Here is a 16,101-nt window from a genome sequence, read left to right on the forward strand (position 1 = left end):
ATAGAGCTTTCCGGCCCTGACGGGCTGGAAATTATCACCACAAGTACGGAAGATAGAACAGAGAAACAGCACAGGAGAAGATCATGGCGGACTGGGTAACAGGTAAAGTCACAAAGGTACAGTTCTGGACCGATGCGCTATTTAGTCTCACCGTACATGCTCCCGTTCACCCGTTTAAGGCCGGGCAATTTGCGAAGCTGGGGCTGGACGTCGACGGCGAGCGCGTGCAGCGCGCCTATTCTTACGTTAACGCGCCTGATAACCCGGATCTCGAGTTCTATCTGGTCACCGTTCCTGACGGTAAGCTCAGCCCGCGCCTTGCCGCCCTTGAGCCCGGCGACGACGTGCAAATTGTGAGTGAAGCGGCAGGCTTCTTTGTGCTCGAAGAGATCCCTGACTGCGACACGCTCTGGATGCTGGCAACCGGTACGGCCATCGGCCCTTATCTCTCTATTTTGCAGTACGGCAAAGATCTGGAGCGCTTTAAAAACATCGTGCTGGTGCACGCTGCGCGCTACGCCGCAGACCTGAGCTATTTGCCGCAGATGCAGGCGCTTGAACAGCAGTACGGCGGGAAGTTAAAGATTCAGACGGTGGTCAGCCGCGAAACCGTAGCAGGAGCGCTTACCGGCCGCGTGCCGGCGTTAATTGAGAGTGGAGCCCTGGAAGACGCGGTGGGTTTGCCGCTGAACGCTGAAACCAGCCACGTCATGCTGTGCGGCAACCCGCAGATGGTGCGGGACACGCAGCAGCTTCTGAAGGATACCCGGCAGATGACGAAACATCTTCGCCGCCGACCGGGCCATATGACCGCCGAACACTACTGGTGATCAGCGGTATTTCACCTCAAGGGTGTCTTTACCGTATTTGTTTTCGCTCTGGGTGCCAATAAACGCGCCCAGATCGACAATCATCATCACGAAGATGACCGACGGCAGCAGCCTGCCTACGACCCACGGCAGGATGGACGGAAGCATCGCCCAGTTTCCCGCCACCAGCATCCACGCCAGAATAATCAGAAATGCCCACGCGCCGGAACGTCCGCGATCGTGCAGCCGTTTTACGACAACCGCCGCCGTTGGCCATAGCAGACAGACCAGCGCGAAGGCCGCCGTTTGCGTGCTCAGCCAGGCGTTGTAAGCAACGAAAAACAGAAGCAGCATGGCGACAACCCACGTCACCATCCAGATCCAGAAATCACGGCGTCCAATACGCCCTTTGAATGAAAACAGCCACTGCTGTATGGTCATGTAAGGTTCCTTATTATCGTATAGTGCGCATTTTATCCTGGAGTTGTGACCTTTTGACAAGCCGACCAGATATCGTTTTAATCATGAGCACTTACGGCCAGGGGCAATGTTGATGAAAAGTTCGGCACGTTCTCTTTTCCTGTGTTTAGCGCTGCTCAGCGCGGGTTATCCCCTGCACGCCGCCGAAACCACTGCCCCGACCACAGCACCCTATCTGCTGGCGGGCGCACCGTCCTTCGATCAGTCCATCAGCCAGTTTCGTGAAACCTTCAATCAGACCAATCCAACGCTGCCGCTGGATGAGTTTCGTGCCATTGATGGCTCCCGCGATACCCCTACACTGACCCGTGCGGCAAGCAAGATAAATGAGAATTTGTATGCTTCCACGGCGCTGGAGCGCGGTACGTTAAAAATCAAAAGTATGCAAATCACCTGGCTGCCGATACAGGGGCCAGAGCAGAAAGCCGCTAAGGCGAAAGCGCTGGAGTACATGAGCGCGGTACTGCAGGCCTTTACCCCTGCGCTGACGAAAAAACAAAGTCAGCAAAAGCTGCAAAAACTCCTTACCGCCGGGAAAAACAAGCGTTACTACGCTGATACCGAAGGCGCGATCCGCTATGTTGTGGCGGACAACGGTGAAAAAGGACTGACCTTCGCTGTTGAACCGATTAAGCTGGCACTATCTGACACCCTCGGCGGGGCGAATTAATGACAAAAAGCAAAGCCTTTCGAGGGAAAATCTCTATACTGATTCACAGACCATGCTGCCCGACAGGGTGGCCATATTCCTTAATTCGCTTATTTAGCGTGGAGAATTGAAATGCGACATCCTTTAGTGATGGGTAACTGGAAACTGAACGGCAGCCGCCACATGGTAAACGAGCTGGTTGCGAACCTGCGTAAAGAGCTGGCTGGCGTGACGGGCTGCGCGGTTGCTATCGCTCCGCCGGATATGTACCTGGATCTGGCTAAACACGCCGCTGACGGCAGCCACATCATTCTGGGCGCGCAGAACGTTGACGTTAACCTGTCTGGCGCGTTCACCGGTGAAACCTCCGCTGAAATGCTGAAAGATATCGGCGCAAAATACATCATCATCGGCCACTCCGAGCGTCGCACCTATCACAAAGAATCCGATGAGTTCATCGCGAAGAAATTCGCCGTGCTGAAAGAGCAGGGTCTGATCCCGGTTCTGTGCATCGGTGAAACCGAAGCGGAAAACGAAGCGGGCAAAACCGAAGAAGTATGTGCACGTCAGATCGACGCAGTGCTGAAAACCCAGGGCGCGGCAGCGTTCGAAGGCGCGGTAATCGCTTACGAGCCAGTCTGGGCGATCGGTACCGGCAAATCTGCAACCCCTGCGCAGGCTCAGGCGGTTCACAAATTCATTCGTGACCACATTGCTAAAGCCGACGCGAAGGTCGCTGAGCAAGTGATTATTCAGTACGGCGGTTCCGTAAACGCCTCCAACGCTGCTGAGCTGTTCACCCAGCCAGACATCGATGGCGCGCTGGTTGGCGGTGCATCCCTGAAAGCTGACGCTTTCGCGGTGATCGTTAAGGCAGCAGAAGCGGCTAAACAGGCGTAATTGCCTTTGTGGCGGGTGGCGCTTGCGCTTGCCCGCCGCTCTTCTCCTCCCTCTCCCTTTGGGAGAGGGTTGGGGTGAGGTGAAACCGCTCGCACCGAACTACACTTTCCCCAGCAAACTAAACCACAGATAATCCAGCGGCAGCAGCACCAGATACGTTGCGATAGCCAGCGCCAGACAAAGCACCATCCCCGCCCTGGCAGGCACCTTTCCTAGCCCCATCGCCACCACGATCGGCGACGCCTGATACGGCAGCAGCGGCGTGGAATAGCCCAGCACCTGAATCATGATCACCGACAGCAGCGGGAAACCGGTCGCGTCCGAGAAGCTCTGCGCCAGCGTGGTGTAAAGCGCCGGCACGCCGTTGGCGGTCATAATGAAGTTGAGCGCCGTGGTAATACCGGTCAGCGCCAGGAAGCTGGTGAACGGTCTGTCTGCATCCAGCGGCATAATGCGAAGCAACGCCTCGCCCATTGCCGTTCCGATACCGGTTTGCGTCACGACGATCGCAAGCCCAAGAATCCCCGCGACGTAAATACAGGTGCGCATGTTCACCCCGGCAGAAAACTCTTCCCCGGTAATGAAACCAATGCGCGGCAGCATGACGATGATCGACGCCGCCAGCCCCGTCCACGCCGGCCCAACGCCGTGCCAGCTCTCCGTGACCCACATCCCCAGCACCACCGCCAGGAGCCAGGCAAGACGCTTTTCATCCCGCCCCATCGGCTCAGACGGCGCCTGTTCCTTCGGCGGTTTTGGGCTGCCGGGAAATAGCCAGCAGATGAGGCCAATCAGGATCAGGCCTTTGAGAATACCGAGCACCGGCGTGTGCAGCAGCAGATACGGGACATAGTTCAGATGGATGCCGTACGAGCCTTCGGCCGCACCGCTCATCACCAGGTTAGGGACGTTAGCAGGCAGGATCGTCGCCGAAAGCTGGAAAGTCCCGAACCCCACCGCCAGCGCCAGCCCGAACCAGGCGCGGGAGCCGTCGGCGATACCGGCGCGTTTTGCCATCGCCGCGACAATCGGCATCAGCAGCGCAATACGTCCCATGTTCGACGGCATCACAAACGCCAGCGCGTAGCTCAGCAGCACCACGCTCGCCACCATCAACACCCAGGAGTCGGTGAGCTTTGCCGACAGCGCCCGGGCGGCCCTGTCCGCCAGTCCGGTTTTACGGATCGCCACGCCAAGCACAAAGCCGCTGAATACCAGCCAGAAAGCCGACGAGGCAAAACCGCCGAAGATGACCTCCGGCGGAGCGATTCTGGCGGTCATCGCCGCCGTGAAGAACAGCAGCGCGGTGATAAATTCCGGCAATAGCGACGTCGCCCACAGCACGATGGTGACGCCAACAATCAGTGAGGGCAGCAGCAGAGGATACGTTAACCAGAGCGACATACCTGTCTCCTGTAGAATTTTTCAGCAAGTCTACGGTGACAGGCAGCCCGAGTAAACGCGATTTATGGTGGGGTTACTTCAGGATAGCGCATTGATGATCCTGCAATTCCTCCGCAGACGCGCGGTTAAGCGTGAGCAGGTTACGCTCGGTCGCCAGCAAAACAAAAGAGCCATCCGACTGCTGCGCCATCGCCAGCGCGAAACGCCCCATATGGTCGCGCGCTTCCGGCAGCTCTTCCGCCAGCATCATAAACGGGCTGCGCTGGACCAGTTCATTCTCCGTCACGCGGCGAGCAAGATACTCATGTCCTTCCAGTCCCCCGGGCAGAGGCAGCCACTGGGTGCTGATTTCTCCCTGTGCCGCGTTGAGCTTCTCGCGCACGTCCGGGCGCAGGCAGGAGATATGAATATGAAAATGGTTCTGCGTGCGGCCAGTCGGCGAGTTAATCGTCAGCGAAATGGCGCTATCAGGCACCTCGGATCCACGCTTCAGGGTCATAAAGCTGCGCGACTGCCACGCCAGCCAGAAAAAGTTCGGCGTATGAGCGTCGGTCAGCAGCGGGCTCTCGGTACCGTTGATGCGATATGTTGGCATCAGCAGGTATTGCAGCGGCCCGTTGCGATCTTTAAATACCACATAGCCTGCATCCGTTTTCACCTGCGCACAGGGTGCCGGGTTACGGTTCTGGATCTGATTCGGCACACACTGGTCGAGAACGATATGGCGCAACGCATTCGGATTACCCGCTTTCATCCAGTACACGCCGCCAGCGGCAAGGGCGATGACAATGAGGATCAATAAGATAATTTTTTTCACAACGCGTTCCCTGTTTTCAATAGAGGCAAAAGAGTAACGCAAAATGATGACCAAATAAAAAACCCGGCGGATTTCTCACGCCGGGTCACCGTGTCACAGGCTAATGGTTAGCGCTGGCTAATTTGGTCGAAGGTACCGCCATTGGAGAAGTGCTCTTTCTGCGCTTTCGTCCAGCCGCCGAACACATCGTCAATAGTGAATAGCTTCAGTTTTGGGAACTCCCCTTCGTATTTCTTGGCGACCGCCGCATCGCGTGGACGATAGAAGTTTTTCGCCGCAATTTCCTGGCCTTCTGGCGAGTACAGATACTTCAGGTAGGCTTCCGCCACCGCTTTGGTATCTTTCTTCTCAACCACTTTATCGACCACGGAAACGGTCGGCTCAGCCAGAATCGATTCGCTCGGGGTCACGATCTCGAATTTGTCTTTACCCAGCTCGTGGGTCGCCAGCAGAGCTTCGTTTTCCCAGGCAATCAGCACGTCGCCAATCCCGCGCTCAACGAAGGTGTTGGTGGCACCACGCGCGCCGGAGTCCAGCACCTCAACGTTTTTATACAGCGCCTTCACGAATTCCTGAGCTTTGGCCTGGTCGCCATTGTTGTGATGCAGTGCATATCCCCACGCGCCGAGGTAGTTCCAGCGAGCGCCGCCGGAGCTTTTCGGGTTCGGGGTAATCACAGAAACGCCCGGTTTGATCAGGTCGTTCCAGTCTTTAATTTGTTTCGGGTTGCCTTTACGCACCAGGAAGACGATGGTCGAAGTGTATGGCGCAGAGTTATCCGGCAGGCGTTTGATCCAGTTTTTGTCGATACGGCCACGCTCGGCGATCGCGTCGACGTCGTAGGCCAGCGCCAGGGTCACCACGTCGGCTTCAATACCGTTTATCACGGACGTCGCCTGCTTGCCGGAGCCGCCATGCGACTGGCGAACCACCACGTTGTCACCGGTTTCCTGCTTCCAGTGTGCCGCGAACGCTTTGTTGTATTGCTCGTACAGTTCACGCGTCGGGTCGTATGACACGTTCAGTAACTGGATATCCTTAGCCAGAACGCTGGTCGATGCCAGCAATAATGTTAAACCCACGCCCCATTTATTCATCGCCCAGCTCTCTTGTGTAGTGTTTTGATGAATGCAGCGTGCCAGAAAGCGAATCGAGGAATAAAGAATAAAAAAAGATTGGCTATAACGTAGTGGAATAAAAGAAGTGGATGAGCGGCCTGATGCCCTCACTCCACCCCTCTCCCACGGGAGAGGGAGCAACCATAAAAAAACGGTAACCCAAGGGTTACCGTTTTGCATTTACCTTGCCGCCACCGGGCAACAGAGCCGATCAGTACAGTTTTTTCGCGCAGTCCAGCCAGTCACCTTTGAACGGACGCTTCATGTTTTCAATCGCGTCGATGATGTCGTGGTGAACCAGTTTTTCGTTCTGAATACCGACGCAGCGGCCGCCGTGGCCCTGCAGCAGCAGATCGATAGCGTACGCGCCCATACGGGACGCCAGAATACGGTCGTAAGGGCCTGGGGAACCGCCGCGCTGGATGTGACCCAGTACGGTCGCGCGAGTTTCGCGTTTGGTTTCGGCTTCGATGTACTTCGCCAGCTCGTCAACGTCACAGATGTGCTCGGTGATAGCCACGATTGCGTGTTTTTTACCTTTCGCGATGCCTGCTTTGATTTCAGCCACCAGATCTTCACGGCTAAATTCGACTTCCGGCACGACGATAAATTCACAACCGCCCGCAATGGCTGCCGCCAGCGTCAGGTCACCGCAGTAACGGCCCATCACTTCAACGATAGAGATACGCTGGTGAGAAGAAGAGGTGTCACGCAGACGGTCAATCGCTTCAACAACGGTACCCAGCGCAGTAAAGAAGCCGATAGTGTAGTCAGTACCTTTGATGTCGTTGTCGATGGTGCCCGGCAGACCGATGCACGGGAAGCCCATTTCGGTCAGACGTTTTGCACCCATGTAGGAGCCATCACCACCGATAACCACCAGGGCGTCCAGGCCGCGTTTCTTCATGTTTTCGATAGCCACTTCACGAACGTGTTCATCACGGAATTCCGGGAAGCGCGCGGAACCGAGGAAAGTACCGCCACGGTTGATCATGTCAGACACGCTGTAACGGTCGAGCTGAACCATACGATCTTCATACAGGCCCAGATAACCGTCATAAACGCCAAAAACTTCCAGGCCTTCCGTCAGCGCTGCACGGACAACACCACGAATTGCCGCGTTCATGCCCGGCGCATCACCGCCGCTTGTCAACACACCGATTTTCTTAATCATGACTACCTCTGAACTTAGGAATGCAAAATTGAAATCTGTTGCCGGAAGAAACTTATCGACCAACGAATACTGCAAATAGTATATCAATCCCTTCCAGCTGAATTGATTCAGGTCAGACCAAACGGCGGTAATTTATACACAAAATGCTGGCCTGGCTCACTTTTTTACAACGAATTACGAAAGCCCAACATGACCGGGTACAACCGAACAGGGATCCTGGTGAATGATGACGTCTGAACCAGGAAAACGCTGCAAAATCGCCTGCTCGACCTGTTCAGCAATAACGTGAGCCTGAACCAGTGGCAGGTTGTCTTCCATTTCAATATGAATCTGAATAAAGCGGGTCGGCCCTGACTGCCGCGTTCGAAGATCGTGTGCACCGCTGACGCCGGGCCAGGAGGTCACGATAGAAAAAATTTCATTACGTTCTGAGTCCGGGAGGGCGCGGTCAAGCAGTGATTGCACCGCTTCATACCCCATCCGCAGGGCGCTATATAAAATATAGATACCAATCCCTAACGCAAATAACGCATCGGCGCGATGCCAGCCATACCAGGCCAGACCGAGCGCAATAAGAATAGCCCCATTCATCATAACATCAGATTGATAATGAAGCATATCCGCCCGTACGGCCTGACTTTGCGTTTTGCGAACGACCCAGCGCTGGAACGTTACCAGAACAAGTGTGCAAATAAGCGCAACGATCGTCACAACGACGCCGACGCCGGGATCGTTCATCGGTGTCGGCGAGACGAGATGCTGAATGCCGGTGAGAAACAGGAACAGCGCAGAACCGGATATAAACATACTTTGCGCCAGCGCGGCCAGCGACTCCGCTTTACCGTGCCCAAAGGTGTGCTCTTCATCCGCTGGCTGCAGCGAGTAACGCACGACCAGCAGGTTGGTCAACGAGGCGGCAATGTCCATTAGCGAGTCCACCAGCGCCGCCAGAATACTGACCGAGCCGGTGTACCACCAAGCAAAGATTTTAATCAGCAACAGGCTGGAGGCCATGACGGTCGCCGCAATGGCGGCCCGGCTTACCAGTCTTCCATAGGATTGATTCATAAACGCTCCTGTCATGTCATGCCGCTATTATAACGGAAGCATGGGGAGTCTAAGGATGAATAAACGGTTAACAGGGCGGATGCGGGGCAAAAAAAACCCCCACATCATGTGGGGGAAGACAGGGATGGTGTCTATGGCAAGGAAAACAGGGTTTACTGGTTACTACGGGTACTGCTATTGCTACTGAAAAACGACGTTTCTGAGCTTCGCTGCATCCGTGCAACCTCACGCAGCTGGTCCATTCGCTGCTGATGTTTAGTGTTCAAAACCGCTTGCTGCTCAGGCGTTAGCAGATGGAACATCTGGTTGCGGACCTTCGCCATCTCTACCTGGCGGGCAACCTGTTCCTGTGCCATTTTTTCGGCCTGAGCGCGTACAGCGCTTTCGTCAAAATTTTCTGCGGTGACAAGGCGATGCATTGTCTCCATTTCGCTAACATTAACAGGGGGCTGGTCGTGTCGTGCCCTCTGCATCAGATCTCGCATCTGTTGACGCTGATGTTCGGTTAAACTTATGCCGTCAAACATATGGCTTTGGCTGCTGTTCTGCGTTGCACCCTCTTGTAAGGGACTGTTATCGCTGATGATAGCTTCAGCAGCCTGGCTAAACGCACTGAACGCCAGCGTTGAGGCCATGACGGCAGCGGTAACTTTGCGCATCACTTGCTCCCAAAATCTTTCGTGTCGCGATTCAACGAGAGACAGTCTACGATTCAGGCTGCAAACATGCGTCAGGGGGTGTAAAACAACGTAAAGTCATGGATTAGATAGCCTTGATGTCGTAATTTCTGCCTCGGAGGTATTTAAACAATGAATAAAATCCTGTTAGTTGATGATGACCGAGAGCTCACATCCCTTTTAAAGGAGTTGCTCGACATGGAAGGTTTCAACGTCCTGGTTGCCCATGATGGCGAGCAGGCGCTGAGTCTCCTTGACGACAGCATCGATTTACTTTTGCTCGACGTGATGATGCCGAAGAAAAACGGTATTGATACGTTGAAAGAGCTTCGCCAGACACACCAGACTCCCGTAATCATGCTGACCGCACGCGGCAGCGAACTTGACCGCGTACTCGGCCTTGAGCTGGGCGCGGATGACTATTTACCGAAGCCGTTTAACGACCGTGAACTGGTTGCCCGTATTCGCGCTATCCTGCGCCGTTCGCACTGGAGCGAGCAGCAGCAAAATACCGACAACAGCTCACCCACCCTTGAAGTCGATTCCCTGAGCCTGAACCCGGGCCGTCAGGAAGCAAGCTTTGATGGCCAGACGCTGGAACTGACCGGCACGGAGTTCACCCTGCTGTATCTGCTGGCGCAGCACCTCGGCCAGGTGGTTTCGCGTGAACATCTAAGCCAGGAAGTGCTGGGCAAACGCCTCACCCCGTTTGACCGCGCCATCGACATGCACATCTCTAACCTGCGCCGTAAGCTGCCGGAGCGTAAAGACGGTCACCCATGGTTTAAAACCCTGCGTGGTCGCGGTTATCTGATGGTTTCTGCTTCATGATAGGAAGCTTAACCGCCCGCATCTTCGCCATCTTCTGGCTGACGCTGGCACTGGTTTTAATGCTCGTACTGATGTTGCCAAAACTCGACTCACGCCAGATGACGGAGCTTCTCGACAGCGAGCAACGTCAGGGCGTGATGATCGAGCAGCACGTGGAAGCCGAGCTGGCAAACGATCCGCCGAACGATTTAATGTGGTGGCGCAGGCTGTTTCGCGCTATCGACAAGTGGGCGCCGCCCGGACAACGCCTGCTGCTGGTGACCAGCGAAGGCCGCGTGATTGGGGCCGATCGCAATGAAATGCAGATTATCCGCAACTTCATTGGCCAGGCGGATAACGCCGATCATCCCCAGAAGAAGAAATATGGCCGCGTAGAGATGGTGGGGCCTTTCTCCGTCAGGGACGGAGAGGATAATTATCAGCTCTACCTGATCCGTCCGGCGAGTAACTCCCAGTCTGATTTTATCAACCTGCTGTTTGACCGCCCTCTCCTGCTGCTGATTGTCACCATGCTGGTCAGCTCGCCGCTGCTGTTATGGCTGGCGTGGAGCCTGGCAAAACCGGCGCGTAAGCTGAAGAATGCCGCCGATGAGGTGGCGCAGGGTAACCTGCGACAGCACCCTGAGCTGGAAGCAGGTCCGCAGGAGTTCCTTGCCGCCGGAACCAGTTTTAACCAGATGGTGAGCGCCCTCGATCGCATGATGACAGCGCAGCAGCGTCTGCTGTCGGATATCTCGCACGAGCTGCGTACCCCGCTTACGCGCTTGCAGCTTGGCACCGCGCTGCTGCGCCGCCGCAGCGGTGAGAGCAAAGAGCTGGAGCGTATTGAAACGGAAGCGCACCGCCTGGACAGCATGATCAACGACCTGCTGGTCATGTCGCGCAATCAGCAGAAAAACGCGCTGGTCAGCGAAACGGTGAAGGCGAATCACCTCTGGCACGAGGTGCTGGACAACGCGGCGTTCGAAGCGGAACAGATGGGTAAATCCTTCACCGTCAACTTCCCGCCGGGCCCGTGGCCGCTGTACGGTAACCCCAACACGCTGGAAAGCGCGCTGGAGAACATCGTGCGTAACGCTCTTCGCTACTCGCATACGAAGATTGAGGTGGCGTTCTCGGTGGATAAAGACGGGATCACCGTCATTGTCGATGACGACGGTCCTGGCGTCAGCCCGGAAGACCGCGAGCAGATTTTCCGTCCGTTCTATCGTACCGATGAGGCGCGCGACCGGGAATCAGGTGGTACGGGACTGGGTCTGGCGATTGTTGAAACTGCCATGCAGCAGCACCGTGGCTGGGTGAAAGCCGATGACAGTCCGCTGGGTGGACTACGGTTAACGCTGTGGCTACCGTTGTATAAGCGTTCGTAGGTGTTAGTGCCGGGTGGCGGCTTCGCCTTACCCGGCCTACTTTCTGCGGAGGACTATTTCCCCCACAATCTCCGCGAATTATCTTCGATCTTGCTGCTTAAACGCCGCTTCTGCATCGTTCTCGTCCAGCTGGTCGATAGCCCCGCCGCCGACAGCAGGCGGTGATACTGTTCGTCGTCAAACGGCATATGCCAGGCAATGGCGCAGGCGTCATAAACAGACACATCGCTCAGGCGCGACGCCAGTTCAAGCGGGGCGTCCGCTGAAATCTGCCCAGCCAGCACCACACGATACAGCCAGCCGGTTTTACCCGCTTTTTGCAGCTGGGCCGACATATCCTGAATACCGAAATGGTAGTTGAGCTTGAAGCACGGCGAGCGTGGCTGCGTCACCTGAATCAGGGCATCGCCCCAGCGGTAGATATCACCGATAAACACGTTCTTTTCGGTGAGCCCTTCGGTGGAGAGATTCTCGCCAAACGCGGGGGCAACGAAGAGGTCCGCCTGCTCGGGGAATTCGGTTTTCCAGTGCTGATAGTGTTCACGCGGGTAGTGGCACAGCGCGCGATCGGGCCCGCCGTGGATTTTCTTTTCGGCCTGCTCGTCACCCGCAAGCCCGAGGTCGGTTAACGTCAGCTCACCGTCGACCTGAATTTTGGCGATGGCACTCGGGCGGCTGCCGTCGTACTCCCTTACCTTGCCTGTAAATACATTCACCGGATAATGCATCGCTGCTCCTTTTATGCCCTAAATAATTCGAGTTGCAGGAAGGCGGCAAGAGAGTGAATCCCCAGGAGCTTACTCAGGTAAGTGACTGGGGTGAGCGAACGCAGCCAACGCACCTGCAACTTGAAGTATGACGGGTATACAGATACAAAAAAAGCGAGTCATAAGACTCGCTTCTCACAGGCGTCAATGCAACCTTATTTTTTAGCGGCGAAACGCGCTGCTGCTTCGTCCCAGTTCACTACGTCCCAGAACGCTTTGATGTAGTCCGGGCGACGGTTCTGGAATTTCAGGTAGTAAGCGTGTTCCCACACGTCCAGGCCCAGGATTGGGAAGCCGGATGCGCCAGAGATTGCTTCACCCATCAGCGGGGAGTCCTGGTTAGCAGTAGACACTACCGCCAGCTTGTCGCCTTTCAGAACCAGCCACGCCCAGCCAGAGCCGAAACGGGTTGCAGCGGCTTTTTCGAATTCCGCTTTGAAGTTGTCAACGGAGCCGAAGTCGCGCTCGATAGCCGCTTTCAGGTCGCCCTGCAGGGTGGTACCGGTCTTCAGGCCTTTCCAGAACAGGCTGTGGTTAGCGTGGCCGCCAGCGTTGTTACGCAGAACGGTTTTCTTGTCCGCTGGCAGCTGGTCCAGCTTGGTGATCAGCTCTTCAGCAGACAGGTTAGCGAACTCTGGCAGGCTTTCCAGCGCGGCGTTCGCGTTGTTCACATAGGTCTGGTGGTGTTTAGTGTGATGGATTTCCATCGTCTGCTTGTCGAAATGCGGTTCCAGTGCGTCGTAGGCATACGGCAGGGATGGCAGTGTATAACTCATAATCCTCTCCATTATTGTCGGGCGGCACAGCTGTTAATGCCGCGTAAGCAGTTGGTTCATTATAGTTAATTAAATGATATTGAAAATGATTATCAATGCCGTAGTTTTTATAAGGTTATTTGATTTTTGCCTTATCACAAAATTGTGAGTCTGCTCACCCGGTTAACGTGTTGATTGCCATCCAAAACTAAATTGCGGCAACAGTCTGAAGGTTCCTGAACTGCCTAATTTTTACACTCATCAAGCCGGGGGGAAGCCACCGGCTATAAAAACGATGAGGACGTAAAAATGAATCATGCGATTACGATGGGTATCTTCTGGCATTTGATAGGCGCGGCCAGTGCAGCCTGTTTCTATGCCCCGTTTAAAAAGGTGAAAGGGTGGTCGTGGGAAACCATGTGGTCAGTTGGCGGTACCGTGTCCTGGCTGATTTTGCCGTGGACCATTAGCGCCATGCTGCTCCCGGATTTCTGGGGCTACTTTACTTCCTTCAGTGCCTCCACCCTGCTGCCGGTGTTTCTTTTCGGTGCGATGTGGGGCATCGGCAACATCAATTACGGCCTGACCATGCGCTACCTCGGGATGTCGATGGGTATTGGCATCGCAATTGGCATTACGCTCATCGTCGGCACGCTGATGACGCCCATTCTTAACGGCAATGTCGACGTGTTGATCAACACCAAAGGCGGGCAAATGACGCTGCTTGGCGTGCTTGTTGCGGTGATAGGCGTGGGTATCGTCACCCGCGCGGGACAGTTGAAAGAGCGCAAGATGGGCATCAAAGCCGAAGACTTTAACCTGAAGAAGGGGCTGCTGCTGGCAGTGATGTGCGGCATCTTCTCGGCGGGCATGTCGTTCGCCATGAACGCCGCAAAACCCATGCACGAAGCGGCCGCCGCGCTGGGCGTCGACCCGCTGTACGTGGCGCTGCCAAGCTACGTGGTGATCATGGGCGGCGGCGCGTTGGTAAACCTCGGCTTCTGCTTTATTCGTCTGGCAAAAGTGAAGGATTTGTCGGTAAAAGCCGATTTCTCACTGGCAAAATCCTTAATCATCACCAATGTGCTGCTGTCGATGCTGGGCGGCCTCATGTGGTATCTGCAGTTCTTTTTCTACGCCTGGGGCCACGCCAGCATCCCACCACAGTACGACTACATAAGCTGGATGCTGCATATGAGCTTCTACGTGCTGTGTGGCGGACTGGTTGGGCTGGTACTGAAGGAGTGGAACAACGCCGGGCGTCGTCCGGTGGGCGTGCTGAGCCTGGGCTGCGTGGTGATTATTATCGCGGCCAATATCGTGGGCCTCGGCATGGCGAACTGATTACGCTGCCTTTCGACTGCGATGACGCCACTGAACCGGCGTCATCCCCACCTCGCGGTTAAACACCACCGAAAAGTAATTACTGTCCTCAAATCCGCTGCGCATCGCCACTTCACTGACCATCAGCTCGGTATGCTGCAACAGGTACTGGGCGTGGCAGATGCGCAGCTGACGCAGGTAGTGGTTCACCGTCATCCCAGTCTGGGTGCGGAACTGCTGGCGCAGCGCGCGCTCGCTGCACTGCTCCTGCTCGCAAAACTTTTCCAGAACGAAACTTTTGTTCAGGCTGCCCGCAAGCCGGGCAATCAACTTGTCCAGCAGCGCTTCCTGGACGGTTGCGGAGGGGTTATCGGTCGCGTAACGATGACGTTTGAGGGTCATCACCAGCTGGGCGAACAGCAGTTCCGCCATCGGATTTGCCACGGGATCGTGCTTCTGGCTCTCCTGCTCCAGCTGGGCGATCGTCTGGCGCACCTGAGCCATGCCGTTGCTGCTTAAGCGCCAGTGGGGTTCGCCTCTGGCATTGAGAAAACCGGGGATATGGGCCGGCCAGTCGACATTCAGTTTAAGCCTGTCCGGACAGTAGATAACGTTCTGCAACACCAGATCGTTAACCGAGGCGTAAGCGTGTTTGTCTTCGGCGCGGATGTAAAACAGATCGCCACGCGTGATGCGGTAGGGCCGGTCGTTGAGGATGTGTAAGCCGTTGCCGCGCCATACCAGCACCAGCTCGCAAAACTCGTGGGTATGCTCGGCAAAGACATTTTGCGGGTAGCGGTCGGCCACCGCGACGGCCTGACTCGCGGAGGCAAAAAAATCATCTTTGCGAAGAATTAACTGAGCGGCCACACCACCACCTCTACGGTGAATAACCGGATATTATTAGCCTTTTTGCGGCAATAAAACGGTGATTGCATTCGCGTTACTGGAGTGAAGCATCCTTTCCCTGACGGATATCGCGCGGCGACCAGCTAAATTCCCGGCGAAACAGCGTTGAAAAGTGATTGCTGTCGCCAAAACCACAGCAGTAGGCAATATCCGTGACGCTTTCGTCGGTGTGACGTAAAAGATGACGCGCTTTGATCAGGCGCAGACGGTTAAGGTAGCGCTGCGGCGTCAGCCCGGTGTGCTGCTTAAGCTGGCGATGCAGGGTGCGCAGGGACAGTGAAAAATCATCCGCCAGCGTCTCCCAGCAGACATCCTCGGTGAAATGATCTTCCAGCCAGGCCATCAGATGGTTCAGGCGCGCGTCGTTATTTTCCAGCCCTTCCACAAGGCTGCTGCGACGCAGCAGCACCAGCAGTTGCATAAACAGCAGTTCGCGGGAGGCAATAGCATACGTCTCCTGCCCGCGCTCGCTCTGCTCCAGTTGATTCACCAGCTGGCGCACCTGCTGCAACGTGGACTGATTGACCCGCCAGTGAGACGGGTAGTATCCATCCTGCTCCTGGGGCAGTAGCTTGTTCAACCCCGACAGAAACTGGAACGCGTCCGGCGAACGATAGAGCACGTTGGTCAGGCACAGGTTGTCGGTATGTTCATACAAATGCCTGTCGTGATCGCGCACGAAGCACACCATACCGCCGCTGATGGTGTAGGGCTGGCCGTTGAAGACATGAATACCCGTTCCATGCTCGACAATCACAATTTCATGAAAATCATGATGATGTTCAGGAAACGCAGCCTGCGGGAGCCGGGGCTCTATCGCAACCGGAGACGTTCCCGACGGGAAAAAATCGACGCTGTGCAATACGGTCATAACGGCCCCCACCAATGAGGAAAGTTCTCGAATAGTAATTAAGGCCTTCCGCACTCACCTTAAATTTTTGACAGCAAACGGCGCAAAAGCCGTCAGTTTTTCAAGAAACAGACGGAAAAATCGGGAAATGCGGTCAGCGTCACATTGCCAGAAAACCCTGCCATAACAGGAAATTGTGA

The 16,101-nt window shown here is 55.6% G+C and carries 17 protein-coding genes; 6 read left to right on the top strand and 11 right to left on the bottom strand.

The genetic code is table 11. The annotated features are described in order from the left end of the window. Window positions 1-83 precede the first annotated feature (83 nt). Window positions 84-830: a ferredoxin--NADP(+) reductase gene (gene fpr / locus ADJ24_RS16350; protein ID WP_023309690.1), complete on the top strand. Its 747-nt coding sequence runs from the start codon at window positions 84-86 to the stop codon at window positions 828-830. On the opposite strand, the gene ADJ24_RS16355 is transcribed toward fpr, so the two are convergent. Beyond that, window positions 831-1,250, bottom strand: a complete 420-nt coding sequence (locus ADJ24_RS16355; protein WP_023309691.1) for a DUF805 domain-containing protein — start codon at window positions 1,248-1,250, stop codon at window positions 831-833. Between the two features lie 112 nt (window positions 1,251-1,362). On the opposite strand from ADJ24_RS16355, the gene ADJ24_RS16360 reads away from it, so the two are divergent. After that, a complete protein-coding gene (locus ADJ24_RS16360; RefSeq protein ID WP_023309692.1) occupies window positions 1,363-1,959 on the top strand; it encodes a DUF1454 family protein in 597 nt (198 codons plus the stop codon). 111 nt (window positions 1,960-2,070) lie between these two features. Further along, the gene (tpiA, locus tag ADJ24_RS16365; protein WP_014172206.1) at window positions 2,071-2,838 is read left to right on the top strand and encodes a triose-phosphate isomerase; all 768 of its coding nucleotides are present in this window, start codon (window positions 2,071-2,073) and stop codon (window positions 2,836-2,838) included. A 99-nt stretch (window positions 2,839-2,937) separates the two neighbouring features. Here the strand turns inward: tpiA and ADJ24_RS16370 are convergent, their stop codons facing one another. From ADJ24_RS16370 to cpxP, 6 genes are all read right to left on the bottom strand, one after another. Beyond that, window positions 2,938-4,242 carry an SLC13 family permease gene (locus ADJ24_RS16370; protein ID WP_023309693.1) on the bottom strand — a complete coding sequence of 435 codons (1,305 nt, stop codon included), beginning with the start codon at window positions 4,240-4,242 and terminating at the stop codon, window positions 2,938-2,940. A gap of 73 nt (window positions 4,243-4,315) precedes the next feature. After that, entirely contained in the window at window positions 4,316-5,059 is a 744-nt protein-coding gene (locus tag ADJ24_RS16375; RefSeq protein WP_023309694.1) for a CDP-diacylglycerol diphosphatase, read from the bottom strand. Between the two features lie 107 nt (window positions 5,060-5,166). Beyond that, entirely contained in the window at window positions 5,167-6,156 is a 990-nt protein-coding gene (locus ADJ24_RS16380; RefSeq protein WP_023309695.1) for a sulfate ABC transporter substrate-binding protein, read from the bottom strand. Window positions 6,157-6,388: 232 nt separating this feature from the next. After that, window positions 6,389-7,351: a 6-phosphofructokinase gene (gene pfkA, locus ADJ24_RS16385; RefSeq protein WP_023309696.1), complete on the bottom strand. Its 963-nt coding sequence runs from the start codon at window positions 7,349-7,351 to the stop codon at window positions 6,389-6,391. Between the two features lie 174 nt (window positions 7,352-7,525). Then, complete coding sequence (gene fieF / locus ADJ24_RS16390; protein ID WP_023309697.1) at window positions 7,526-8,419, bottom strand: CDF family cation-efflux transporter FieF; 894 nt, start codon at window positions 8,417-8,419, stop codon at window positions 7,526-7,528. A gap of 152 nt (window positions 8,420-8,571) precedes the next feature. Next, a complete protein-coding gene (gene cpxP / locus ADJ24_RS16395) occupies window positions 8,572-9,078 on the bottom strand; it encodes a cell-envelope stress modulator CpxP (RefSeq protein ID WP_023309730.1) in 507 nt (168 codons plus the stop codon). Between the two features lie 150 nt (window positions 9,079-9,228). Here cpxP and cpxR point away from each other — a divergent pair, with 150 nt between their 5' ends. Beyond that, window positions 9,229-9,927: an envelope stress response regulator transcription factor CpxR gene (cpxR, locus tag ADJ24_RS16400; RefSeq protein WP_006179159.1), complete on the top strand. Its 699-nt coding sequence runs from the start codon at window positions 9,229-9,231 to the stop codon at window positions 9,925-9,927. Beyond that, window positions 9,924-11,297 carry an envelope stress sensor histidine kinase CpxA gene (gene cpxA, locus ADJ24_RS16405; RefSeq protein WP_023309731.1) on the top strand — a complete coding sequence of 458 codons (1,374 nt, stop codon included), beginning with the start codon at window positions 9,924-9,926 and terminating at the stop codon, window positions 11,295-11,297. The genes cpxR and cpxA overlap by 4 nt, the downstream gene beginning before the upstream one ends. Window positions 11,298-11,350: 53 nt before the next feature. On the opposite strand, the gene yiiM is transcribed toward cpxA, so the two are convergent. Both yiiM and sodA read right to left on the bottom strand, forming a co-directional pair. Further along, window positions 11,351-12,025 carry a 6-hydroxyaminopurine reductase gene (yiiM, locus tag ADJ24_RS16410; protein WP_023309732.1) on the bottom strand — a complete coding sequence of 225 codons (675 nt, stop codon included), beginning with the start codon at window positions 12,023-12,025 and terminating at the stop codon, window positions 11,351-11,353. A 194-nt stretch (window positions 12,026-12,219) separates the two neighbouring features. Continuing rightward, on the bottom strand, window positions 12,220-12,840 hold the full coding sequence (gene sodA, locus ADJ24_RS16415) for a superoxide dismutase [Mn] (RefSeq protein ID WP_004203668.1): 621 nt from the start codon (window positions 12,838-12,840) through the stop codon (window positions 12,220-12,222). A gap of 288 nt (window positions 12,841-13,128) precedes the next feature. Between sodA and rhaT the strand changes: the two genes are divergently transcribed. Further along, a complete protein-coding gene (gene rhaT / locus ADJ24_RS16420; protein WP_023309733.1) occupies window positions 13,129-14,163 on the top strand; it encodes an L-rhamnose/proton symporter RhaT in 1,035 nt (344 codons plus the stop codon). Here the strand turns inward: rhaT and rhaR are convergent, their stop codons facing one another. Together rhaR and rhaS are read right to left on the bottom strand one after the other, a co-directional pair. Further along, window positions 14,164-15,012: an HTH-type transcriptional activator RhaR gene (gene rhaR / locus ADJ24_RS16425; protein WP_023309734.1), complete on the bottom strand. Its 849-nt coding sequence runs from the start codon at window positions 15,010-15,012 to the stop codon at window positions 14,164-14,166. A 73-nt stretch (window positions 15,013-15,085) separates the two neighbouring features. After that, entirely contained in the window at window positions 15,086-15,922 is an 837-nt protein-coding gene (rhaS, locus tag ADJ24_RS16430) for an HTH-type transcriptional activator RhaS (protein WP_023309735.1), read from the bottom strand. Window positions 15,923-16,101 lie beyond the last annotated feature (179 nt).

The sequence above is a fragment of the Enterobacter sp. 940_PEND genome (assembly GCF_001059415.1).
GTDB lineage: Bacteria > Pseudomonadota > Gammaproteobacteria > Enterobacterales > Enterobacteriaceae > Enterobacter > Enterobacter cloacae_M.